We start from the raw sequence: 23,965 nt of genomic DNA on the forward strand, positions 1-23,965 counted from the left end.
AACTGCCATATTGCCAGTTGAACTGTAATTTGAGATTAGTGCCATCTTCTAAATCCGTGGTATTTCATTATCTTAGAAGCTTACCGCAAGCCATTTACATAGTCTGACCCCAGCCACGAGAAAACGGGTGTCCCATGTGTCCCCGGCGAACGGAGATGTATGCGATCCCTTGGTGAGCCGTTACCCCACCAATCTATAGGGGAAAAGAATTACAACATGAAGGAGAAATGGAAAAACATGAGTTTGCAAAATAATTTGGATCAAGTAGCTGTTAACACGATACGAACCCTTTCTATTGATGGAGTGGAAAAGGCCAATTCCGGCCATCCTGGCATGCCGATGGGGGCCGCGCCAATGGCATATGTATTGTGGAGTCGCTTTTTGAGGCACAATCCGGTTAATCCAAAATGGTTCGACCGAGATCGCTTTGTTCTCTCAGCCGGACATGGTTCCATGCTGTTATATAGTTTGTTGCATCTGTTTGGATATGAAGTTACTATCGACGACCTGAAAAATTTCCGGCAATGGGGTAGCCGTACACCCGGTCACCCTGAATATGGTCATACGCCCGGTGTGGAAGCTACGACAGGTCCGCTCGGACAAGGGATCAGCATGGCGGTCGGAATGGCGCTGGCAGAAAGGCACCTTGCGGCGTTGTTTAATCGTCCCGGATTTGAGATGATCGATCATTATACCTACACGATTTGCGGGGATGGGGATCTGATGGAAGGGATTTCCGCAGAAGCCTGTTCATTAGCTGGCCATCTGAAGTTAGGACGCTTGATTGTTCTGTACGATTCAAACGATATATCACTGGACGGGGAAACCCATTTTTCATTTACAGAAGATGTGGCGAAACGATATGAAGCATATGGCTGGCAAGTATTGCGTGTGGAAAATGGGAATGATCTGGAAGAAATTGCACAGGCTTTGGAAAAAGCGAAACAGGAGCAAGAGCGTCCAACCTTGATTGAAGTCCGCACCACGATTGGATTTGGCAGTCCGAATCGGGCGGGAACATCTTCTGTGCACGGATCTCCGCTCGGTGCGGAAGAATCGAAATTGGTAAAAGAGGCTTATAACTGGCCGTATGAACCATTCCATGTTCCGGACGAAGTCCGGCAGCTGTTTGCTGGCTTCCAGGAACAAGGGAAGCAACAAGAGGCTGCATGGAATGACAAATTCAAACGTTACCAGCAGGAGTTTCCGGAGCTGGCAAAGGATTTTCTAGACGCCATTGAAAATCGGCTGCCTGTCGGTTGGGATTCTTCTCTGCCTAAATTCAATCCGGAAGACGGCAAAATCGCAACACGGGATGCCTCCGGAAAAGCGCTGAATGCGATTGCAAAAGCGGTTCCCTTTTTCCTGGGAGGTTCGGCCGATTTGGCTTCTTCCAATAAAACCGCTTTGAAAGATATGGGGAATTTGAGTGCCAATAGTTACGGTGGCCGCAACATCTGGTTTGGTGTTCGGGAACACGCCATGGGAGCGATTCTGAACGGAATGATGCTGCATGGCGGAGTGAAAGTATTTGGCGGAACGTTCTTTGTGTTCTCCGATTATTTGCGCCCTGCCATGCGTCTGTCCGCGTTGATGAAACAGCCGGTCATTTATGTTTTGACGCATGACAGCATTGCCGTAGGGGAAGACGGTCCCACTCACCAACCGATTGAACATCTGGCGGCGCTGCGCGTGATACCGGGAATGACGGTGATTCGTCCAGCCGACGCAAATGAAACGGTGGCCGCCTACCGATATGCCGTGGCGGATAGCGAAGGACCGGTATCTGTTGTGCTGTCGCGCCAAGGTCTTCCTGTACTGCCGGGAACTGACTGCTTGGCAGCTGAAAAATTGGCGAAAGGCGCTTATGTGCTGGCTGATGTGGAGAATCCGCAGGTTATTTTGATAGCGAGCGGTTCGGAAGTCAGCTTGGCGATGCAAGCACAGCAGGAACTGAATCAAAAAGGAATTGCGACACGGGTCGTAAGCATGCCAAGCTGGGAGTTATTCGATAAACAGCCCCAATCTTACAAAGATGAAGTTCTGCCGCCGAATGTAAAGAAACGAGTGGCGATTGAAATGGGGCATCCGATGGGCTGGGAAAAATATGTGGGAGAACAAGGCACGGTGATCGGTATCACAGGTTTTGGGGCATCCGCACCAGGCGAAAAGGTAATGGACGAATATGGATTCACGGTGCAAAATGTCGTATCTAAGGTAGGGCAACTGCTGTAAAAAGGTAAATGATTCCGGCAAATCGTTCATAAAACGTTCAATCACTGCATACGTAAACGGTGATACGATGGGAATAAAGGTACTAGCATTGTCTCGGTCATTGTGGCCGGGCCATTTAGGAGGGAAACACATGAATAAAATGGCAACATTACTTGGAATTGCCGTTGTATCTGTTGGCGTACTTGCTGGATGTGGGGGGCAGCAGCAATCAGCATCCAATAATACGTCCACATCTAACAATGCGTCCACACCTGCAGCGAGCTCCAGTCAAACTTCGAATGCTTCTGGCAAAACGTCTGACAACGCGGCAACAAACGCGGCGGAAGTTAAAATCGTAGCATCCAACTATAAATTCGATGTTCCTGCAACCGAAATTAAATCTGGCCAGCCTGTGAAACTGGTATTCTCAACCAAAGAGGGCGTGCACGGGTTTGCAATCAAAGATACGAACATTAAAGTGGATGCGGTAACGGCGGGCAATGACAAAACGGTTACCTGGACTCCGGATAAACCGGGTGAATATGAACTGTACTGCTCGACCATGTGCGGAACAGGTCATGCTGACATGCACACCAAACTGGTTGTAAAATAGTAACAAATGAAGGAACGACAAAACCTCGGGCGACCGGGGTTTATTTTTTTAATAGTGATTGAAATAATATGCATATAAATGTATAATCATTCATATCGTTTTATATCGAAAAAAGCACCATCAGCAGGAGAGGATAAATATGATTCGGACCGCGATTATCGGAGCGTCAGGATATACGGGGATTGAATTGCTCAGGTTGCTGCATCGCCATCCGCAGGCAGAGGTGACAATGGTAACAGGGGATTCAACGGCAGGAAAACAGATCACCGAAGTGTACCCGCATCTGCAGGAGATCTATCAGCAGACGGTGGAGGCGGTAGACCCGCAGCGAATAGCGGAACAAGCGGACATTGCGTTTCTTGCGATGCCAAGCGGTCACGCGACAGAGATTGTGCCTGCGCTGTTAACAAACGGCATTCGCGTCATCGATTTAGGCGGCGATTTGCGGCTGCCTGCCGATCTCTACCGGACCTGGTACGGGAAAAATCCGGTTCCGGCAGATGTGCAGCAACAAGCGGTGTATGGTCTTTCCGAATGGTTCTGCGATGAAATCCAAAATGCCCGTTTGATTGCAAACCCCGGTTGCTATCCGACAGCTACGCTGCTGGCTTTACTGCCTCTGGTGAAAGCGGGAGCGATTGAACCGGATTCGATTATAGTGGATGCGAAATCTGGCGTATCGGGCGCTGGACGAGGCGTTGCACTCGGGTCGCTTTTTTCCGAAGTGAATGAGAATTTTAAAGCATACAAAGTGAATCAGCACCAACACACTCCGGAAATTGAACAGCAGTTGGCGCGGGTGGCGGGCGAACAGATAACGGTTACGTTTACGCCCCATTTGGTTCCGATGACCAGAGGGATTTTGGCGACTTGTTACGGCAAAGTCAAGGAAGGCTGGACACAACGCCGCTTGATGGACTTGTATACAGACGTTTATGCAGGAAAGTCTTTTGTACGGATCCGACCGTTCGGAAATTATCCGCAGACAAAAGAAGTGACCGGCAGCAATTTCTGTGATATCGGGCTGTCGCTTGACGAACGGACGGGGCGCCTGACGGTCTTGTCGGCGATCGACAATCTGGTGAAGGGTGCTTCCGGTCAAGCGGTGCAAAATCTTAACATCATGACGGGGATGCCGGAGACGGAAGGTTTGTTGTCTGTACCGATGTATCCGTAGGAGGAATCTAAACAGATGGGCAGTCCATTTTCAATTCTTGCAAATGGCGGGGTCACGTCCGCTAAAGGATATAAGGCAGCCGGTGTAGCGGCAGGCATTAAGAACGGAAAAAAAGAAAAACGAGATGTGGCGCTGCTCGTGTCGGACGTACCGGCTGCTGCTGCCGGGGTCTATACCACCAACGCGGTTCAGGCGGCTCCTCTGCTTGTTACAAAAGAAACAGTCTCGCAAAATGGGCTCCTGCAGGCAGTCATTGTCAATGCCGGCAATGCAAACGCCTGTACAGGCGAGCAGGGTATGAAGGACGCCCGCCGGATGCAGGAATTAACGGCAGAAGCGTTGCAGATCAAAGCGGAACATGTAGCCGTTGCATCGACAGGTGTAATTGGTGTTTTAATGCCGATGGACCGGGTATCCGCCGGTATTGCGGAAGCAGGCAAAATGGTCAGCCTGGAAGGCGGCTCTGATTTTTCGGAAGCGATTTTGACGACCGACCTGGTGAAGAAGGAAATCGCTGTCCAGTTGGAAATTGACGGACAGGCGGTAACCATTGGCGGTGCTGCGAAAGGGTCTGGCATGATCCACCCGAACATGGCCACGATGCTTGGATTTATTACAACAGACGCGAAAATCGGGCAAACCGACTTGCAAGAACTGTTGCGGCAGGTTACAACTCGAACATTTAACCGGATCACAGTCGATGGGGATACCAGCACGAACGACATGGTGATTGTGCTTGCCAACGGGAAAGCGAAAAACCAGACATTGTCCCCTTCTCATCCGGCGTGGAGCCAATTTGTCGAGGCGTTTGAACATGTAGCGCTTTATCTGGCGAAATCGATTGCCCGTGATGGGGAAGGCGCGACTCGGCTGGTTGTCGCCGAAGTGACGGGCGCCCGCTCGGAATCCGATGCGGAAATGGCGGCCAAAACGATTGTCGGGTCGAGTCTCGTCAAAACGGCTGTATTCGGTGCAGATGCCAATTGGGGACGATTAATGATGGCGGTTGGAAAATCGGGTGCTTTCGTAGACCCCAACCAGGTAGAGATATGGATTGGATCTGTAAAAGTGGCGGAAAACGGGATGGGACTGGATTTTGACGAAGAAGCAGCCACGAAAGAACTGCAGCAAGATCCGGTTGTTTTTCGAATCAATCTGAATGTCGGTCAAGGTAAGGCAACTGCCTACGGATGCGATCTGACTTATGAATATGTGAAGATTAATGGCAGTTACAGAACCTGATCCGGCTGGTGACGGGAATTGCATGTGAGGCAGCAGGCATCTCATGTGATTTCAAACGTTTGGGAACGGGCATAAGCGAGGGGAGACGGAACATGCAGGAATGGGCGGAAAAGGCGTCGGTGCTGATTGAGGCGTTGCCCTACATACAGCGGTTTGCCGGCAAAACGATGGTTATCAAATACGGCGGTTCTGCCATGGGGGGACCGTTTGAACAGGTGATTCTGGACATCATCTGGTTGAAACAGGCGGGAATTCGTCCCGTTGTCGTGCATGGCGGCGGAAAAGAGATTTCCAGCTTTCTGCAAAGACTGCAGGTGGAATCGCGGTTTGTTGACGGCTTGCGGGTGACAGACGGGGAAACGATGAATGCGGTCGAAATGGTGCTGGGCGGCAGTATCAACAAACGGATTGCGGCTACGTTTTACAAAAATGGGGCGGCAGCCGTAGGCTTGACCGGTGTAGACGGCGGGTTGCTGAAAGTCAGACAGAAACGGCAGGATTTAGGGCAGGTAGGGGAAGTGGTCAGCGTCAATCATGATTTTCTCGACCAGCTTCTGAATGCGGGCGTAGTGCCTGTTATTGCTCCCATTGGAGTCGACGAAAACGGTGTTCGCTACAACGTAAATGCCGATTCGGCGGCAGGTGCCATTGCAGGCGCGCTGCATGCCGAGAAATTGGTGTTGTTGACAGATGTGCCAGGGATTATGAGGGATACGGCGAATGGAAAACAGATTCTCAACCAGGTGACGCCGAAACAGATTCAACAATTGATTGAGGAAGGACAAATCACAGGCGGTATGGTGCCGAAAGTGGAGGCCTGTTTGCAGGCGCTGCAAGCGGGGGCCAAGCATGTGCATATTTTGAATGGTGAAGAGCCGCATGCGCTGCTGCTTGAAGTGTTTACGGATAAAGGAATTGGAACTATGGTGATCGGGGGAAATCCGAATGAGTGAGAATCATGTGATGCAGACGTACGGCCGCTGGCCGATTGAGGCGGCACGGGGGGAAGGCGTTTGGCTGTATGATACGGGGGGGAAGAAATACCTCGATTTTACAGCCGGGATTGCGGTTACCGCATTGGGACACGCACATCCGGTTGTGGCAAAGGCGATTTCCGAACAGGCGACCCAACTGTTGCATTGTTCCAATCTGTTTCATATTCCCAGCCAGATCGAACTTGCCAACAAATTGGTAGAGTTATCCTGCTGTGACAAAGTGTTTTTTTCCAATTCGGGGGCAGAAGCGATCGAAGGTGCGATCAAAATGGCCCGCCGTTACGCGAGTCAGACATATGGCCGGGAAAAATACGAAATCATCACATTTGAACATTCCTTCCACGGACGGACGATGGGGGCGTTATCGGCTACCTGTCAACCGAAGTACCAGGAAGGATTCGGGCCGCTGGTACCCGGTTTTTTGTATGCCAAATCGGGTGATTTGGATTCGGTGCAATCGCTGATCTCGCACAAAACGTGTGCCGTTTTGCTGGAACCGGTACAAGGAGAAGGTGGAGTACGGCCTTTTACAGCAGAATTTTTGCAGGCGGTAAGGGAACTTTGTGACCGGCACAGAGCACTGTTGATTTTTGATGAAGTGCAGACGGGCGTGGGAAGAACCGGCACATTTTTTGCTTATGAACAATTCGGAGTGGAGCCGGATATCGTCGCTTTGGCGAAAGGATTGGCGAATGGAGTGCCGATCGGGGCGGTGCTGGCCAAACAGAAGATTGCGGATGTGATGGTGCCTGGCACACATGCCAGCACATTCGGCGGCAATCCGCTGGCCACAACGGCTGCGCTTGCAACCGTCGGAACCTTGCTGGAACAGCATATTATGCAACATGTCCAGGAAATGGGCCATTATCTGATGGAGAAATTGCAGACGCTCGTGACAAAATATCCGATGGCAAAAGAAGTTCGCGGACTGGGCCTGTTGGTCGGATTGGAACTGGACCGTCCGGCTGCCGACATTGTAAAAGCTTGTCTGGAAAAAGGGCTGTTGTTGACGGTGGCTGGCGGCAGTGCGCTGCGGTTTACGCCTGCCTTAATCGTAGAAAAGGAACATATCGATCAGGCGGTATCCATACTGGAATCGGTATTGGCGGAGTCGACCGCATCGGTATAAGCATAAATCCCCGTCTTTCGAGACAGGTTAAGGAAGAAGCCGAAAACCGCGATTGAGGAGACGGGATCATGGACATAAATTCAACCGACCCAACACTGCAAAACAGCGGTGCTGGAGTTGAGTCCGCGCAGCCGACATCAAACAAACTGAAAACGCCATGGAACAACCGAACGGTTGCCGAGTTGATTCTGGATCAGTTAAAGCTGTGGGGAGTAAAGCGAATATACGGTGTTGTGGGTGACGCGATTTTAGGACTGCTGGATGCGATCGCCAAGCAGGACGAGATTCGTTTTATTGCTGTGAAACATGAGTCGGCGGCAGCCATGATGGCGTCTGCGGAGGCCAAGTTGACAGGTGCGCTGGCCGTTTGTGCGGCTACTATGGGGCCGGGGTTGGGCAATCTGTTGAACGGATTGGGTGACGCCTATCTGGATAAAGCGCCTGTTCTGGTGATTACCGGGCAAGCGCCGACTGATAAGATTGGCACCGAATACAAACAGTATATTAACCAGCAGGAACTGATCAGACCGCTTGCGGCTTACAGCACACAGCTCGTAAGCCCTTTCGCGGTTGTTGAAGTCCTGGTCAAAGCGATGCAAACCTCTCTTACACAGGGGGCAGTCAGCCATCTCTCCATCCCCAAAGACATGTTTACGATGTTGATTCCTTCAAAGCTGCGCCCGAAAGCCACGGTCATAAAGGGAGCGGCGGCATTCCAAAAGGAGGATCTGCAACAAGCGCTGCAAATCATGGAATCTGCCAAACAACCGATGATTTTGGCAGGAATCGGAGCGAAACAGGCCGCTTCCCAGCTTGAAAAATTGGCCCGGCAGTGGGGGGCCGGCATATTGCTAAGCCTCGGGGCCAAAGGCATTCTGCCGGAGAGTTCCGACTATCTGTTGGGCGGCATTGGTCAGGGCGGCAATCCATATGCGGCAGATGTTTTCAAACAGGCAGATGTTGTGCTGCTTGTTGGGGATACATGGTGGCCGGAAGGGTATGTGCCTACAGATGCGCGGATTATCCAGATCGACAATGATCCAGTCAATATCGCCAAGGGAATCCCTGTAGAAGTGGGCATTGTGGCTCAGTCACAAACGGTGGTTCCGTTGTTGGCAGAAAGTTTATCCAGTTACAAGGAAAATGACGATTGGATTTCCAGGTGGAAATCGGTCAAGCAGAGGTGGCAGAAGGAAAACGAGCAGGAAGGAAAGCAGTCTGGCTCTCCTATCCACCCGGCACGGGTTGTCCGCGCAGTTGAAATGGCCGTACAGCCGGATGCGATCATTGCGCTGGATACAGGGAACCATACCGTTTGGATCAATCGAAATTTCCGCGCCCAGAAGCAAGAGTTTCTGTTTTCCGGTGAATGGCGTACGATGGGCTTTGGACTGCCTGCTGCCATAGCAGCAAAACTGGTCTATCCGGAAAGACAAGTGGTGTGTATCGTCGGTGACGGCGGCATTGAAATGGTGTTAGCCGAGTTGTTGACAACTGTCCGCTACAAGCTGCCAATCATCGTAATTGTGTTGAACAACCATTCGCTGCAAATGGAAAGGGACAAAATGCAGGCTGGTGGATTTCAAGATACGGGCAGCACGGAATTGACCAACCCCGATTTTGTAAAATTGGCGGAAGCGTGTGGCTGGCAAGGAATTCGTGTCGATCGGGATAATCAACTGGACACAGCTTTACAACAAGCGCTCTCCCGCAATAAACCGACCCTTGTGGATATAACAACCTCTGCCGTAATGCACCCGGAAACGAAAGCATAAGTAAAAGCCCCGGGAAAGTACATTTCTGCTTTGCCAGGGCTTTCGTTTCACTATCGGAAAGTGTAATTTAAAGCGTGCGATAGTATAAGTTCAACTAGGCTTCCGTCTGCGCCAAAGGCTTAACGAAAGCCAAGTTTTCTTTATGGCTGCTTTATAGAACTTTCAAAGGAATTGGAGTTGTTTCATCCGGTTTGACCGGTAACGGACGAGTAACCGGCACGGTCAGAAGCATCGCGATTTCGTCACAGGTTAAAAATTTGCTGCAGTTTACACAATCCTTCCATACTTTTTGCGGAAGGGTTTCTTTTTGTACGATTTGGAAGCCGCACTTTTGGAAGAATTCTACCTGATAAGTCAACGACAATATGCGCGGGATTCCTAACTGCTGCGATTCTTTTACCAGGATGGAGACCAGCTCGCGGCCAAGGCCCATCCCTTTTTTGTCGTGCGCAATTGCCAGCGAACGGATTTCAGACAAGTCTTGCCATAGAATATGCAATCCGCCAACACCAACGATACGCCCTTCCTCTTCCACGACTGTTAAAGATTGCAGGTTTTCGTATAGTGAAATACGCGGCCGTGGCAGCAGGAGTCCTTGATCCGCGTGGGACTGGATCAGTTCATAGATTGCCTCTGTGTCCGCCATTACGGCTTTGCGGAATTGCATAGAACGTCACTTCCTAAATGAATATACAAAATCAAGTATAAGTATACATGCGGCAGCATGTCTCGTCTACTCGAAATTTGTCACGCTTCGGAAACGAGCAGGTTTTTGACACAGCCCAATTCTCTGTATACAGGCGGCAGTCCAGCCGTTTGAACGAAGTCTGACATATGATAAGGGTATGAACGGCTATAGTGTAATATCGTGAAAAGAAAAGAGGGGATGGCATGGTTCCGTACGGAGTCGGCAGAGCACCCGGCGGAGTGGCCGGGGCTCCCTGGGGATTTGGTGCTGGATGGTCCGCTTGGGCCATCGTGTTTCTGATTGCATTTGCCTTTTTCTTTGCATTCGCATGGGGGTGGGGAGGCTACTGGTGGTGAGGCGGCTCTTGTGGTCGCCTTTTTTCGATTGGCAGGAAATTAAAAAATTATCCGCGATTCGCTAGGATATATCAACCCGATGGAGAATGTAGAATTAGAAAACTTCATATTGATCGTTAAGAGAGGGTAAAGGAGGGTATATAAGTATGAAAATCAGAGCCGCCGTGCTGCACGAAATGAAACTGGAAGCTCCCTATGCAATCAGCCAACCGTTAAAAATTGAACAGTTGGAACTGGATGCTCCCAAGTATGGCGAGGTATTGGTGCAAATCAAAGCTACAGGTCTGTGCCATTCCGATCTTTCTGTTATCAACGGTTCGCGACCGCGGGTGATGCCCATGGCGCTTGGACATGAAGCAGCCGGGATTGTGGTAGAAACAGGCGAAGGGGTAACCGATCTGAAACCGGGTGATCATGTTGTCTGTTCATTCGTACCAAGCTGCGGGCACTGTCTGCCTTGTCAGGAAGGACGTCCGGCGCTGTGCGAACCAGGCGCGCAAAGCAATACGGCTGGCACGTTGTTAAGCGGAGAACGCAGACTTCACGCTGGAAATCAGGAGATTCATCACCATTTAGGCGTCTCCGGTTTTGCCGAATATGCGGTTATCGCGCGCAATTCACTGGTTAAAGTAGATCCTGATGTTCCGTTTGAACAGGTGGCGTTGTTTGGTTGCGCCGTGATGACGGGAGTCGGAGCCGTGATCAACACGGCTCGTGTAGAAGCGGGCAGCACGGTGGCAGTGGTCGGTTTAGGCGGTGTTGGTTTGAGCGCTTTGCTGGGAGCGGTTGTAGCAGGTGCCCGGCGAATTGTGGCGGTTGATCTGAACCCGAATAAACTGGAACTGGCGAAGCAGTTGGGTGCCACCGACGTGTTTGATTCGCGTGACCCGGAAACGGTGCAGAAAATTCGTGCGGCCACCAACGGTGGTGTCGATTATGCATTTGAAACAGCGGGTGCAGTTCCTGCGATGCAAGTTGCCTACCAGATTACTCGCCGGGGAGGGACCACTGTCACGACCGGATTGCCTGATCCCAGCCATCAGTTTTCGTTTCCGCAGGTGACGTTAACGGCAGAGGAACGAACAATTAAAGGATCGTATGTCGGCAGTTGTGTTCCTTCCCGGGATATTCCGCGCTACATCGAACTTTTTAAACAGGGACGTCTGCCGGTAGACCGGATTTTGACAGGAACCGTTTCTTTGGAAGAGCTTAACGAAGGATTTGACCGTTTACATAAAGGCGAAGCATCCCGTATTGTGATGGTGCTGTAAGCGATCTGACCGATCTGTGTTGCGCTCCCAATAAAAGGGTTTGTCGGGGCCTTGGCCGTTGGTGCCAAGGCTTTTCGCATCTTTCCGCAAATGCGGTGCCTGTGCGTCCGCATAGCGGAAAACGTCCGTCAGCGAGATGCGGTGCCTGTGCGTCTGCTTCCGATTTGACAGGCACATCGAAGCAAGGCAAATTATGGTATCATAATAACTGTTATTCAGGAAAAAGGAACGGAGGGAATCACAATTGGAGCGAGCGCAGCAGGGTGCCATAAATCAACAGAAGGCAACCCGACGTGGACTGGTACTCGGCGCGGTGATGTTAGCCATGTTTATGGCCGCCATTGAGGGTACGATTGTTTCAACCGCGATGCCGAGCATTGTGGCGGAGTTGGGAGGCTTTTCCTTATTTAGCTGGGTATTTTCCTCGTTTTTATTGATGCAGGCCATTTCGGTTCCGATTTACGGCAAGCTGTCCGATCTATTTGGCAGGAAGCCGGTTTTTACGGCAGGGGTGATCATTTTTCTGATTGGGTCTCTTTTGTGCGGAATGGCTAAATCGATGACCGCCCTGATTGTTTTCCGTCTTCTGCAAGGTTTGGGAGCAGGGGCGGTGCAGCCGATCGCGACGACGATTGTCGGCGATATCTATACCATGGAGGAACGCGCCAAGATTCAAGGCTATCTGTCCAGCGTATGGGGCATTTCTTCCGTTATTGGACCGACATTGGGCGGTGTTTTTGTACAGTACATAAACTGGTCCTGGGTGTTTTGGATCAATCTTCCGATTGGAATTGCAGCAATTGCCGGAATCCATCTGTTTTTGCATGAAGGGGTGGAGAAAAAAAGCCATAAGATCGACTATCTTGGCTCCGCCTTGCTGCTGATTTCGATCAGTTCGTTGATGGTGGTCCTGATACAGGGCGGTGTTACCTGGGCGTGGACATCGACGCAAGTCCTGCTTTTACTGCTTCTGTTCGTCGTGGGACTGCTTCTGTTCTTATGGCAGGAACGGCGGGCGGTAGAACCGCTGATGCCGATTGGAATCTGGAAAAATAGGCTGATTGCCGTATCGAACCTGGCTTCCCTTACAACCGGTGCCGTAATGATGGGAGTATCCTCGTTTTTGCCGACGTTTGTACAAGGGGTGATGGAGCGTCCGCCGACCATTGCCGGTTTTACATTGGGTATGATGTCAGTCGGCTGGCCACTGGCTTCTACGGTTGGCGGCCGGTTGATGATTCGATTGGGTTCTCGCAGCGTTGCGTTGGCTGGTGGCGTTGCCTTGTTAATTGGGTCCGCCTTTTTTGTCACGCTGCAGCCGCAGTATGGCCCCGTTTGGGCAGCAGTCGGTTCGTTTTTCGTTGGGGTCGGGATGGGGCTGGCGACGACCACATTTATCGTCTCGATTCAAAGCAGCGTGGATTGGCAGACACGGGGTGTGGCGACCGCGTCCAATATGTTTATGCGAATTTTGGGCAGTACGGTAGGCGCGTCGCTGTTGGCCGGGATTTTAAATATTCGGATGCATTCGTATTTGCAGGCGCAGGGGAAAAACTTGGATGTGCCGCTTGACTTGGACGTCACAAATTCCCTCTTGGACCCTGCCAAACGGGAGGCGCTTCCGGCAGAAGTGCTTACATTGCTGCAAGACGGGTTAACCGTCTCGCTGCATAGTGTTTATTGGGGAGTTATGATTTTGACTCTGCTCAGTTTCCTCCTGATTCTATTCTTGCCAAAAAACGAGCGTCAGGAAGCGTAACCGCTGATAAGAAAACGAATCGAAAAGCCAGTCATGCAACCGGGATGCCTTGCAAACAGGGCATCTTTTTTTCGCGCAAAAAATACAAACGCCCAAAAACAGAAAATGCATTAAAAACAAAAAAGGCCCGCGCGGCCTTAAGATGAAATGCCCTTGAAAGGGACCATCTATATCAACGCTCCGTCCCCCTGTCTATGCACCTCCGTATGGGTTGGAGCGGTGTTTTAAGGTAATTGCACTATATGCAGGGTGTTCAGGAAAGGTTCATGCGTCAAGGTGAAAAAAACATTGCAAAATTATGCATTGCTACGTATAATAATTCGAGGAGCTGCATTTATATACAATGTAGAAAAAAGTTGACATCATGGGAGGGGGAACCGGGATGCAGGAAAAGGGCTATTTGATCCTTGAGAGCGGGCATATTTTTGAAGGAAAAATCATTGGCCGCCCGGTCCGAGGATATGGAGAAGTTGTGTTTCATACCGGTATGACGGGATATCAGGAAATTTTGACGGACCCTTCCTATACGGAACAGATTGTGGTCATGACATATCCATTGATCGGAAATTATGGAATCAATTCCGACGATTTTGAATCGCGTAAGCCGTGGTTGTCAGGGTTTGTTACGGCAGAATCGTGTGACGAGCCGAGCCATTGGCAGAGCGATCGGACGCTTTTCGACTACTTGCAGGAAAATGGAATTGTCGGTTTGACGGAAGTCGATACAAGAGCGATTGTTCGGCTGATTCGCGATAAAGGATCATTGAAAGGCTGGATTGTGCCGGCGGAAACAGCGGAAGTGCCGGATGCGAAACAGTTTGATTTTTCGCTGCCTTTGCAGGGGCATGTGCAGAAAGCAACCACGCCTGAAATGTACCAGGCATCTATCGCAGGGCGTTACCATGTGGTTGTGATGGATTTTGGAGCGAAAACAAATATTATTCAGTCGGTTGTAGATCTGGGATGCAAGGTGACGGTGGTACCGGCCCGCACCTCGTTTAACAAAATCCAGGAATTGCAGCCGGATGGCATTGTGTTGTCAAACGGGCCTGGCGATCCGACCGAGTGTACGGATATTTTGCCGACCATCCGCAAACTGGCGGAAACGTACCCGCTGATGGGGATCTGTTTGGGACATCAGTTGTTGTCGCTTGCGTTTGGCGCCAGCACGGGGAAAATGCTGTTCGGTCATCGGGGATCCAACCATCCTGTGAAAGATTTGACTACCGGGCAGATTTGGATTACTTCGCAAAACCATGGATATGCGGTGCTTGATGAGAACTTCCCGGACGCGTTGGAAGTGACCCATATTCATGTGAACGACGGTTCGATTGAAGGGGTACGTGTAAAAGGCCTGCCTGCTTTTTCCGTGCAGTTCCATCCGGAAGCCTGTCCGGGACCGCGCGATTCGGAAGAACTGTTTATGAAATTCATGCAGCTTATGGCGGAACAGGGGGAGCATTATCTTGCACTCGTCGGCAAATAACACAGCAAAGGTGTCAAATATACAGCCTTCAGATACGATTCTTGTAATTGGATCCGGGCCGATTGTGATCGGCCAAGCGGCGGAGTTTGATTATGCCGGAACGCAAGCTTGCAAGGCGTTGCGGGAAGAAGGATATCGTGTCGTACTGGTGAACTCCAACCCGGCCACGATCATGACCGATTTGGATGTGGCGGATGTTGTCTATATTGAACCGCTAAACGTCGCTTCGTTGGCACGTATTATTGAAAAAGAGCGGCCGCATGGGTTGCTGGCGACGCTCGGCGGTCAGACCGGTTTGAACCTGGCAGTCGATCTGCATGAAGCGGGCGTGCTGGACCAATTCGGAGTCAAACTGCTCGGCACTCAGTTGGAATCGATCAAACAGGCGGAAGATCGCCAGCTTTTTAAGGATTTAATGTATTCGATCAAACAGCCGATTCCGGAGTCCAAAGTGGTTGAATCGCTGCAGGAAGGGTTAGATTTTGTCGAAAAAATCGGTCTGCCGGTGATTATCCGTCCTGCGTATACACTGGGCGGAACGGGTGGCGGCATCGCGGAGACAATCGAGGAATTCAAATCGATCGCGACACGCGGGCTGAAGCAGAGCCCGATCAGCCAGATTCTGGTGGAACGAAGCATCAAAGGATGGAAAGAAATCGAGTATGAAGTGATGCGTGATGCGGCAGATACCTGCATTACCATCTGTAATATGGAAAACATCGATCCGGTGGGCGTACATACGGGTGACAGCATCGTCGTGGCCCCGTCCCAGACGTTGACCGATCAGGAATATCAGATGCTGCGTACGGCGGCGGTAGACATCATTCGGGCCCTGAAAATCGAAGGCGGCTGCAACGTGCAGTTTGCGCTGCATCCGACCAGCCGCGAATACTGCGTGATTGAAGTGAATCCGCGCGTTTCCCGTTCGTCTGCGCTGGCATCCAAAGCGACCGGTTATCCGATTGCCAAAATGGCGGCGAAAATCGCGGTCGGCAAACGGCTGGATGAAATTTTGAACCCGGTCACCGGCAAAACATACGCTTCCTTTGAACCGGCGCTCGATTATGTGGTGGTGAAAATCCCGCGCTGGCCGTTTGACAAGTTTCCGACCGCCGACCGGACGCTAGGTACACAAATGAAAGCGACCGGCGAAGTGATGGCGCTTGAACGTTCGTTTGAAGCGGCACTGCAAAAAGCGCTCCGTTCGCTTGAAATCGGTCTGGACGGACTTGCGTTAAAAGGCGTCGATCAGTTGACGGATGTGGAAGTCGAGCGGATTCTGGCCAAGGAACCGGATGACCGCCGGCTGTTTGCTTTGGCGGAAGCGTTGCGGCGCGGTTGGGCTCCGCAGCAGATCTGTGAGCTGACAGGCATCGATCCGTTTTTTGTCAGCAAGTTAGCGAAACTGATACGGTTTGAACAACAACTGGAGGCGACCGGGCGAGAGCAACAGTCTGTCTCCTTGCCGCGAGACCTCCTGCTGCAGGCGAAGAAACTCGGTTTCTCCGATGACCGGATCGCACGCCTGACGGGGGTGACGGGCAACCAAATTCGGGCGCAACGTTTGGCGCAAGGAATTGTACCTTCCTATCTGTTGGTGGATACATGTGCGGCCGAATTTGAATCGGCGACCCCGTATTATTATTCGACCTATCGCAGCCAGGACGAAGTGGTCCCCTCCACTCGGAAAAAGGCGCTGGTGGTCGGCTCGGGACCGATCCGGATCGGGCAGGGCATCGAGTTCGACTATTGTTCGGTGCATGCTGTGTGGGCGTTGAAACGGCTGGGATACGAGACGGTTATTATCAACAACAATCCGGAAACGGTATCGACCGATTTTGATACGGCGGATCGTCTGTATTTTGAACCGCTGACACTGGAAGATGTATTGAATGTGATTGAAAAAGAGGGTGTGGAACGTGTGTTTGTCCAGTACGGCGGACAAACGGCGATCAACCTGGCTGTAAAACTGGAACAGGCGCTGGCCGGAACCGGTGTACAGATCGCCGGCACCTCATTGCAAGCGATTGACCGGGCGGAAGACCGGGATGCGTTCCGACGCTTCTTGCTGGAACAAAACATTCCGCAAAGCGACGGGGGCACCGCGCATGACGTGGAAGGCGCCGTAAAAGTGGCAACCGCGCTCGGGTATCCGGTGATCGTTCGTCCGTCCTACGTAATTGGCGGTCGAGCCATGGCGGTGGTTCACAATGAAACGGAACTGCGGGATTATATGCGGGCAGCGGTCGATGTCAATCCGGAACACCCGATTTTGATCGACCAGTACCTGGCTGGCAAAGAGGTGGAAGTTGACGCGGTCTGTGACGGGGAGAACGCGCTGATTCCCGGCATTTTTGAACATATTGAGCGGGCGGGTGTTCATTCCGGCGATTCGATGGCGGTTTATCCGCCGCAAACGTTGTCGGCTGAAGAAATTCAGACGATTGTGGACTATACGCAAAAAATCGCCCTTCACTTGCCGGTGGTCGGACTTGTCAATATTCAGTTTGTGATCTACGAAGGCCATGTGTATGTGCTGGAAGTGAACCCTCGTGCGTCGCGTACGGTGCCGATTATTTCGAAAGTGACCGGCATTCCGCTGATTGAGCTGTCTGTGCGGTTATCGCTGGGGGAACGGCTGGTGAACAGCGGATACGGAACCGGTCTCGCCCAAAACCAGCCCTATGTAGTAGTCAAAGCACCCGTATTTTCGTTCGGAAAAATCACCGGATTCGATATTCATCTTGGACCGGAAATGAAATCGACCGGCGAAGTGCTCGGAATCGGGGACGGTTATATCCAGGCTGTGACGAACGCGTTTGCGGGTGTGGGAATCGGATTGCAGCCGGGCGGTTTGTTTTGTGCCATCACCGAACGGGAAAAGCAGGCAGCCGTTCCGCTGCTCAAGCGGTTTGCTGAACTGGGGTATACATTGTATGCAACGCCGCAGACAGCTCAATCGCTGGCGCAAAACGGCGTGCAGAACATCCAGCGGGTGGAGAAACAACAGGACGAAATCGAGCAGCTGCTTAAGTCGGGCAAAATCCGGCTGGTGTTGAACATCCCGACGCGCGGACAGAATCCCGAGCGGCTGGGGTTCTGGCTGAGACGGTTCAGCGTGGAAACGCGCATACCCTGTCTGACATCGCTCGATACGGCACAAGCGCTGCTGCAGGCGGTGGAACATCAAACACAGCCGCAGCCAAGGCCGCTGTCACCGGTACAACAGGTTGTTTAACGGGAAAGGAAACTTGACTTTTACGGGGGAGGAGCCATCTGCATGACTAATTCAACTGTCGTGAGCGGGTTACAAGCAGGGTTGAAGGGACGCGACTTTATCGATTTTACTGATTATACGCCGGACGAATTGCAATACTTGATCAAACTGGCAGAGGAAATCAAACACAAACAAAAAAGTGGGGAAGTGTACCATCCGCTGGCAGGCAAGACGTTGGGCATGTTTTTCACGAAAGCGTCGACCCGAACGCGGGTATCGTTTGAAGTCGGCATGTTCCAATTGGGCGGCCACGCGCTTTTTCTGTCGGGTAACGACACGCAGATTGGCCGGGGAGAACCGATTCCCGATACGGCGCAGGTGATGTCCCGCTATGTGGACGGCATCATGATCCGCACGTTCTCGCATGAGAATGTGCGGGAATTGGCCGAATACGCGACCGTTCCGGTGGTTAACGCATTGACGGATTTGCACCATCCCTGCCAGGTGATGGCGGACATCCTGACATTAAAAGAACATAAGGGCCGTTTGGAAGGATTGACTGTCGCGTACGTGGGGGACGGCAACAACATGGCCAACTCCTGGATTCAGGCGGCTCCGAAATTTGGCTTGCATATGCGGGTGGCAACACCGCCGGGGTATGAATGTGATGCCGCAGTTGTAGAGGAAGCAAAACAGTTGGCACAGCAATTCGGGACCGAGCTGATGTTGACAAATGACCCGGTTGCAGCGGTCAAAAATGCCGACTTGATTTATACGGATGTCTGGGCCAGCATGGGACAGGAAGCGGAACAGGCGGAACGGGTCAGGAAGTTTGCCGATTTTCAGGTGAATGAAGCGCTCGCCCAACATGCAAAATCGGATTTTCTGTTTATGCATTGTCTGCCTGCCCATCGCGGTGAAGAAGTGTCGGCAGGGGTGATTGACGGACCGCACTCGGTGATTTTTGATGAGGCGGAGAACCGTCTGCATGTGCAAAAAGCGATCCTGGTAGCAACAATGGCGTAAGATTTCAATGGCGTAAAACTGCAACGGTGCAAAAATCCAAATATGTTTTGCAAACGGCTGTGTGTTTCTTTATATTCAAAGAGGATGATGTTTCCGTTTCGGCGGCAAACGGGATCTGATGATGGAATGGAGCGGGGAAAGATGGCGAAGCAGAAGATTGTATTGGCATATTCGGGTGGATTGGATACATCCGTAATCCTGACATGGCTGAAAGAGACGTATGATGCGGAAATCATCGCTTTTACAGCCGATATCGGCCAAAAGGATGAATTGGACGGTTTGGAGGAAAAAGCGCTGAAAACGGGCGCCAGCAAAGTCTATATTGACGATTTGCGAGACGAGTTTGCGCGTGATTTTATTTTCCCGATGTTTCAGGCGGGAGCCCTCTACGAGGGGCAGTATTTGCTGGGAACCAGTATTGCGCGCCCATTGATCGCCAAGCGGATGGTCGAGATTGCACGCGCGGAAGGGGCAACTGCCATTGCGCACGGAGCGACTGGCAAAGGAAACGATCAGGTACGCTTTGAACTGACGGCAGCCGCACTGGCTCCTGAACTGGAAGTGATTGCACAGTGGCGGCTCGAATCATTCCGTGAGCAATTCCCGGGCCGGGCGGAAATGATCGCCTATGCGGAGAAGCACGGAATTCAGGTGCAGGCTACTGCGGCAAAGCCGTATTCGATGGACCGCAATTTGCTCCATATCAGCTTTGAAAGCGGTATGTTGGAAGACCCGTGGTTTGACGCCAGCCACGAGTCAAACAAAGAGATGTACGTGCTGAGTGTAGCGCCGGAAGATGCGCCCGATCAGGCGGAATATGTGGAACTGGAGTTTGAGCAGGGAAACTGTGTGGCGATAAACGGCAAACGCATGTCGCCGCTGCAAGTGATGGAGACGTTGAACGAACTGGGCGGCAAACATGGAATCGGTCGGGTGGACATGGTCGAGAACCGGTTTGTCGGCATGAAGAGCCGCGGCGTTTATGAAACACCGGGCGGAACCATTCTGTTTACGGCACATCGGAAGATGGAATCGCTGACGATGGACCGGGAAGTGATGCAGTTGCGGGATTCTCTGATTCCCCGCTATAGCGGGCTGGTGTACAACGGTTTCTGGTTCGCGCCGGAAAGACTGGCCCTGCAGGCGCTTGTCACCGAAAGCCAGAAAAATGTGACCGGCACCGTTCGACTTAAACTGTACAAAGGCAACGTGATCGGGGCTGGTGTAAAAAGCCCGGTCAGCTTGTACAATCCGAACATTGCCACGATGGAAGCCGATCCGACTCAAGCGTACAATCAATCGGATGCGACTGGCTTTATCCGTCTCAATGCGCTGCGTCTGAAGGTGGCTTCCGGAGTCAGGCAGAACGCGGGTAAGTAAGTAGAGATTTGCAACGATGACCATATGTCCCGAAAGGAAGGCTGGACGTGTCAAAACTATGGGGTGGGCGTTTTACCAAACAGACAGACAAGCTGGTGGAGGAGTTTACCGCTTCTATCGGATTTGATCAAAAATTGGCCGTGGATGATATCCGCGGCTCTCTTGCGCATGTGAAAATGCTGGGTGCCTGCGGCATCATTCCACAGGAAGATGCAGACAAAATCCGGGAAGGGCTTTTGTCGATTCTGGCGGATGTGCGGGCGGGCAGGCTGGAATATGCGGTGGAAAACGAAGACATTCATATGAACATTGAAAAGTACCTGATCGAGCGGATCGGGCCGGTCGGCGGCAAACTGCATACGGGGCGTTCCCGCAACGATCAGGTGGCCACCGACATGCATCTGTACCTGCGCAGGGAAGTGAAACAGATTATCGCGCTGCTGGCAGATGTGATGCAGGCGTTGGTGGATACGGCAGACGCTCATTTAGACGTGGTGATTCCCGGCTATACGCACCTGCAGCGGGCGCAGCCGGTTTTGTTGGCGCATCACCTGCTCGCTTATGTCGGGATGTTCTCACGCGATGCGGAACGGCTGCAGGACGCATTGAAACGGATCGACATTTTGCCGCTTGGCGCCGGCGCATTGGCTGGTACGACGTTCCCGATCGACCGTCAGTTGGTCGCAAAGGAACTGGGTTTTGCCCGTATTTATGAAAACTCGATGGATGCCGTCAGCGACCGTGATTTCATTCTGGAGTTTCTGAGTGACGCCTCGATTTTGATGATGCACCTGACCCGATTTTGTGAGGAACTGGTGATGTGGTCTTCGACCGAGTTCGGTTTTGTCGAACTGGATGATGCGTACTGCACCGGATCGTCGATTATGCCGCAGAAGAAAAATCCGGATGTCGCCGAATTGATCCGCGGCAAATCGGGACGGGTCTATGGCAATCTGTTCGGGCTGTTGACGGTGCTGAAAAGTTTGCCTCTCGCATACAACAAAGATTTGCAGGAAGACAAAGAAGGCATGTTTGACACGGTTGAAACGCTCAGAGGATCGCTTGCTCTGTTGGCGGGCATGATCCGTACGATGGAAGTGCGCAAAGAGCGGCTGCAGCAGGTGGTTAAAGAAGACTTCTCCAACGCGACCGATCTGGCCGATTATCTGGTGCGGAAAAATATGCCATTCCGCCAGGCGCACGAAGTGATCGGCAAACTGGTGTTGTACTGCATCTCGAATCGGAAGTTCCTGACCGATCTGAGTATGGACGAGTACAAACAGCACAGCGAACTGTTTGAGTCGGATGTGTATCAGGTGATCGACATTCGGACGGTGGTCGATGCGCGCAACGTGTTGGGCGGCACAGCCGGTCCGCAGGTCAGGCAGGCGCTGGAACGCGCCAAAGGTCAGATCACTTCCCTTGGACAGTGGGTCGAACAGGCCTTAGAAGGGGAAATCTGACGCAAAGGTCAGACCGGGTTTTTGACTGAAAGTTGTTGGTATAACAAGCCGTATTGCATTTTTGTTGTGGAAACTTGTCGCCATCTGTAAAGATTTGTATGAAATACATTGGAAGATCCTAAGAACGAACAGACCGTTTACCTCTTCAGAATCATTTGGAGCGGTAAACGGTTTTTTGTGTTTGATTGCCGCAGTTGGACACAACAACATCTTCCAGTGCGGGTTCAGTTCTATTCAGGATTAACAGTGGAATATGCTTCGACCAAATTCATTGTATGGGAGCAGTTGGTAAAATGAGTGGAAAAGAGGTCGGCAGGTGAAGAGTTAGCTCAATTGGTGATGGATTACAACCTGGGAGTGTCCCCGTTTGCAGCATATAAGCGTACACGCTTCAATTTGGATTACTTTGCGGATGAGGGGCCTGAGTTTTGGACTTGACAAGCAGCAAGCCTTTATTTAACTTGTCTTTGCTTCAGACGATATACTTCGCGGTCCGTATCGATCCATTTTTGCGTAAGATGTTCCATACGGTCCTCAATCCTGTCCAAACGGTCGTTTGTCTCCTTGCGAAATTCATTCATTTCGTGTTTAAACTCCGTAAATTCCTGAGCTAATTTATCAAGTTTCCCGGTGTTTTCATCGAGCTTCGCGCTGATTTTATCAATCCTCTCTATGTTTTCATCAAGCTTCCTGTTGTTTTCATCAATCTTTTCGTTGTTCTTTGCCACCATGGCAATCAGTTGTTTCATCATATCAAACTTTTGTTGTTGTTCATCAGCCATTCGGGAATCGCCTCCTTTGCTATTAATTGTATCAAAAGATATTATAACAAACATTCCAAAAAAGAGACCCTCCCATTTTGAAGTTTTGCTGGAATGATTTTCAATCACACCACTTTGGTCCCCCTCATAGGCTGAAAGGAACAATGCCTACAGGAGGACTTTCATGAACACGGTAGCTACAACACGGATTCCGTTTGGGGATCCGGAACGGTTGTCGATTGCGATCAGCCAACTGTTGTTTCCGAGCGGCGGGAAACAGTTGCCAAATGCGGTTTTGCTGGCAACCGGGAATGATTTTCGCACAGTGGTACCGGCAGTTTCCCTGATTCATTTTCCAATCCACGCGATGGTGCTGTTTTCATGGCACGGGGATCTGTCCAACCAGTTGATGCGGGAGATAAACAGGATTCAACCGACCGGCAAAAATGCGCCTGCTGCTGTGCTGTTAGTCGGGCCCTTCACAGCGGCGGCCATCGGCCAGTTGCATCGGGCAGGCTATTCGACGCTCCACTTTGAGCAGAATGATCCGTATGTGCAAATGGTTCATATCGCGGATTGGCGACGAAGATATTTGCCGGATACGATGCCAGAAATGATCACCGGCAACACATTTCTGATTTCTTCCGAGACGGTTGAGGAGTCGCTGCCTGTGTTCGGTTTTGCCGCCCATATGGGAACCCCGATTTTGTATGCGCAGCGGGACTCCCTGCCGGATTTGACCAGACGGTTTCTCCAAAGGGAAAAACACCGCCATGTGACGATTATCGGTTCGGAATCGATCATTTCGAGACGGGTGGAAGAAGAGTGCAGAAGTGTTGTGAATGGTACGGTGGAGCGTTTTTCAGGCAGTACTCCGCAGGAGATGGCAATTCTTTTTGCCCGAGCCAAGAGTAAAGCGACGCAAATCGGGTTTGGCCGCCATACGCCGGGGAAAGGGGATGCGTTTACGTTCCTGCCCACAGACTGGCGAATGGCGATGGCGGCCGCCGCGATGTCGCACACCGGCAAACATACTCCGCTGCTTCCTTTGTCAAAAACCGATTTACCGAATTTGTACCGTCGCTATCTGGAATCTTTGCTTCCTCAGGCAGGGGGGCCGCAGCCACCGTTCATGCACGCATTTGTTTTGGGCGACATGCAGCAGATTCCGTTTTCCACGCAGGTGGAAATAGAAGGCCACATTCAATTGGCGGATCCAAAAATCGGCGCGACAGGAGGCCCTGAGTAAAGGAGAGAAACAGTGGAATCTATGGAAGGACGAGAGGTCTGCCAAGTTGACAGACCCTTTTTTATTGTCGGGGTTTTTCGACCATATCGGGTTTTCCATCATTTTGCCAAACAATACCTGACCTTCACACGTAAAATGTCCTGTATAATTCATGGATAGAGAGG

Annotated in this window: 18 protein-coding genes; 16 read left to right on the top strand and 2 right to left on the bottom strand. The window is 51.5% G+C overall.

Annotated elements, in window-relative coordinates; all coding sequences use genetic code 11:
* The first annotated feature begins 237 nt into the window (after positions 1-237).
* From tkt to skT53_RS14770, 7 genes are all read left to right on the top strand, one after another.
* On the top strand, positions 238-2,235 hold the full coding sequence (gene tkt / locus skT53_RS14740) for a transketolase (protein ID WP_200758380.1): 1,998 nt from the start codon (positions 238-240) through the stop codon (positions 2,233-2,235).
* A gap of 130 nt (positions 2,236-2,365) precedes the next feature.
* The gene (locus tag skT53_RS14745; protein WP_200758382.1) at positions 2,366-2,827 is read left to right on the top strand and encodes a cupredoxin domain-containing protein; all 462 of its coding nucleotides are present in this window, start codon (positions 2,366-2,368) and stop codon (positions 2,825-2,827) included.
* Between the two features lie 139 nt (positions 2,828-2,966).
* Positions 2,967-4,004 carry an N-acetyl-gamma-glutamyl-phosphate reductase gene (argC, locus tag skT53_RS14750; RefSeq protein ID WP_226375235.1) on the top strand — a complete coding sequence of 346 codons (1,038 nt, stop codon included), beginning with the start codon at positions 2,967-2,969 and terminating at the stop codon, positions 4,002-4,004.
* 15 nt (positions 4,005-4,019) lie between these two features.
* Positions 4,020-5,246: a bifunctional glutamate N-acetyltransferase/amino-acid acetyltransferase ArgJ gene (gene argJ, locus skT53_RS14755; protein WP_200758384.1), complete on the top strand. Its 1,227-nt coding sequence runs from the start codon at positions 4,020-4,022 to the stop codon at positions 5,244-5,246.
* A 92-nt stretch (positions 5,247-5,338) separates the two neighbouring features.
* The gene (argB, locus tag skT53_RS14760) at positions 5,339-6,199 is read left to right on the top strand and encodes an acetylglutamate kinase (RefSeq protein WP_200758386.1); all 861 of its coding nucleotides are present in this window, start codon (positions 5,339-5,341) and stop codon (positions 6,197-6,199) included.
* Positions 6,192-7,370: an aspartate aminotransferase family protein gene (locus skT53_RS14765; protein WP_200758388.1), complete on the top strand. Its 1,179-nt coding sequence runs from the start codon at positions 6,192-6,194 to the stop codon at positions 7,368-7,370. The genes argB and skT53_RS14765 overlap by 8 nt, the downstream gene beginning before the upstream one ends.
* A gap of 68 nt (positions 7,371-7,438) precedes the next feature.
* On the top strand, positions 7,439-9,145 hold the full coding sequence (locus skT53_RS14770) for a thiamine pyrophosphate-binding protein (RefSeq protein WP_200758390.1): 1,707 nt from the start codon (positions 7,439-7,441) through the stop codon (positions 9,143-9,145).
* 151 nt (positions 9,146-9,296) lie between these two features.
* Here the strand turns inward: skT53_RS14770 and skT53_RS14775 are convergent, their stop codons facing one another.
* A complete protein-coding gene (locus skT53_RS14775) occupies positions 9,297-9,812 on the bottom strand; it encodes an N-acetyltransferase (RefSeq protein ID WP_200758392.1) in 516 nt (171 codons plus the stop codon).
* A gap of 224 nt (positions 9,813-10,036) precedes the next feature.
* Here skT53_RS14775 and skT53_RS14780 point away from each other — a divergent pair, with 224 nt between their 5' ends.
* The 8 genes from skT53_RS14780 (at position 10,037) to argH (ending at position 21,791) form a co-directional block, all read left to right on the top strand.
* Positions 10,037-10,189 (top strand): hypothetical protein, encoded by a 153-nt coding sequence (locus skT53_RS14780; RefSeq protein WP_200758394.1) that lies wholly within the window; start codon positions 10,037-10,039, stop codon positions 10,187-10,189.
* A gap of 146 nt (positions 10,190-10,335) precedes the next feature.
* The gene (locus skT53_RS14785) at positions 10,336-11,460 is read left to right on the top strand and encodes a zinc-dependent alcohol dehydrogenase family protein (protein ID WP_200758396.1); all 1,125 of its coding nucleotides are present in this window, start codon (positions 10,336-10,338) and stop codon (positions 11,458-11,460) included.
* Between the two features lie 316 nt (positions 11,461-11,776).
* Positions 11,777-13,219, top strand: a complete 1,443-nt coding sequence (locus tag skT53_RS14790) for an MDR family MFS transporter (protein WP_200761004.1) — start codon at positions 11,777-11,779, stop codon at positions 13,217-13,219.
* A gap of 382 nt (positions 13,220-13,601) precedes the next feature.
* Positions 13,602-14,705 (top strand): carbamoyl phosphate synthase small subunit, encoded by a 1,104-nt coding sequence (locus tag skT53_RS14795; protein WP_226375236.1) that lies wholly within the window; start codon positions 13,602-13,604, stop codon positions 14,703-14,705.
* Positions 14,686-17,943 (top strand): carbamoyl-phosphate synthase (glutamine-hydrolyzing) large subunit, encoded by a 3,258-nt coding sequence (gene carB, locus skT53_RS14800; RefSeq protein WP_226375237.1) that lies wholly within the window; start codon positions 14,686-14,688, stop codon positions 17,941-17,943. Before skT53_RS14795 ends, carB begins: the two co-directional genes overlap by 20 nt.
* Positions 17,944-17,985: 42 nt before the next feature.
* Positions 17,986-18,948, top strand: a complete 963-nt coding sequence (gene argF / locus skT53_RS14805) for an ornithine carbamoyltransferase (RefSeq protein ID WP_200758400.1) — start codon at positions 17,986-17,988, stop codon at positions 18,946-18,948.
* 141 nt (positions 18,949-19,089) lie between these two features.
* Positions 19,090-20,328: an argininosuccinate synthase gene (locus tag skT53_RS14810; protein WP_200761006.1), complete on the top strand. Its 1,239-nt coding sequence runs from the start codon at positions 19,090-19,092 to the stop codon at positions 20,326-20,328.
* Positions 20,329-20,375: 47 nt separating this feature from the next.
* A complete protein-coding gene (gene argH / locus skT53_RS14815) occupies positions 20,376-21,791 on the top strand; it encodes an argininosuccinate lyase (protein ID WP_200758402.1) in 1,416 nt (471 codons plus the stop codon).
* A 452-nt stretch (positions 21,792-22,243) separates the two neighbouring features.
* On the opposite strand, the gene skT53_RS14820 is transcribed toward argH, so the two are convergent.
* Positions 22,244-22,681, bottom strand: a complete 438-nt coding sequence (locus skT53_RS14820; RefSeq protein WP_200758404.1) for a coiled-coil domain-containing protein — start codon at positions 22,679-22,681, stop codon at positions 22,244-22,246.
* A gap of 55 nt (positions 22,682-22,736) precedes the next feature.
* On the opposite strand from skT53_RS14820, the gene skT53_RS14825 reads away from it, so the two are divergent.
* Positions 22,737-23,801: a cell wall-binding repeat-containing protein gene (locus tag skT53_RS14825; protein ID WP_200758406.1), complete on the top strand. Its 1,065-nt coding sequence runs from the start codon at positions 22,737-22,739 to the stop codon at positions 23,799-23,801.
* The last annotated feature ends 164 nt before the right edge of the window (positions 23,802-23,965 follow it).

The sequence above is a fragment of the Effusibacillus dendaii genome, from assembly GCF_015097055.1.
Taxonomy (GTDB): Bacteria; Bacillota; Bacilli; order Tumebacillales; family Effusibacillaceae; genus Effusibacillus; species Effusibacillus dendaii.

Coding starts and splice junctions, on each gene's coding strand:
- tkt (WP_200758380.1), top strand. CDS start 238: ATGAGTTTGCAAAATAATTTGGATCAAGTAGCTGTTAACACGATACGA.
- skT53_RS14745 (WP_200758382.1), top strand. CDS start 2,366: ATGAATAAAATGGCAACATTACTTGGAATTGCCGTTGTATCTGTTGGC.
- argC (WP_226375235.1), top strand. CDS start 2,967: ATGATTCGGACCGCGATTATCGGAGCGTCAGGATATACGGGGATTGAA.
- argJ (WP_200758384.1), top strand. CDS start 4,020: ATGGGCAGTCCATTTTCAATTCTTGCAAATGGCGGGGTCACGTCCGCT.
- argB (WP_200758386.1), top strand. CDS start 5,339: ATGCAGGAATGGGCGGAAAAGGCGTCGGTGCTGATTGAGGCGTTGCCC.
- skT53_RS14765 (WP_200758388.1), top strand. CDS start 6,192: ATGAGTGAGAATCATGTGATGCAGACGTACGGCCGCTGGCCGATTGAG.
- skT53_RS14770 (WP_200758390.1), top strand. CDS start 7,439: ATGGACATAAATTCAACCGACCCAACACTGCAAAACAGCGGTGCTGGA.
- skT53_RS14775 (WP_200758392.1), bottom strand. CDS start 9,812: ATGCAATTCCGCAAAGCCGTAATGGCGGACACAGAGGCAATCTATGAA.
- skT53_RS14780 (WP_200758394.1), top strand. CDS start 10,037: ATGGTTCCGTACGGAGTCGGCAGAGCACCCGGCGGAGTGGCCGGGGCT.
- skT53_RS14785 (WP_200758396.1), top strand. CDS start 10,336: ATGAAAATCAGAGCCGCCGTGCTGCACGAAATGAAACTGGAAGCTCCC.
- skT53_RS14790 (WP_200761004.1), top strand. CDS start 11,777: ATGTTAGCCATGTTTATGGCCGCCATTGAGGGTACGATTGTTTCAACC.
- skT53_RS14795 (WP_226375236.1), top strand. CDS start 13,602: ATGCAGGAAAAGGGCTATTTGATCCTTGAGAGCGGGCATATTTTTGAA.
- argF (WP_200758400.1), top strand. CDS start 17,986: ATGACTAATTCAACTGTCGTGAGCGGGTTACAAGCAGGGTTGAAGGGA.
- skT53_RS14810 (WP_200761006.1), top strand. CDS start 19,090: ATGGCGAAGCAGAAGATTGTATTGGCATATTCGGGTGGATTGGATACA.
- skT53_RS14825 (WP_200758406.1), top strand. CDS start 22,737: ATGAACACGGTAGCTACAACACGGATTCCGTTTGGGGATCCGGAACGG.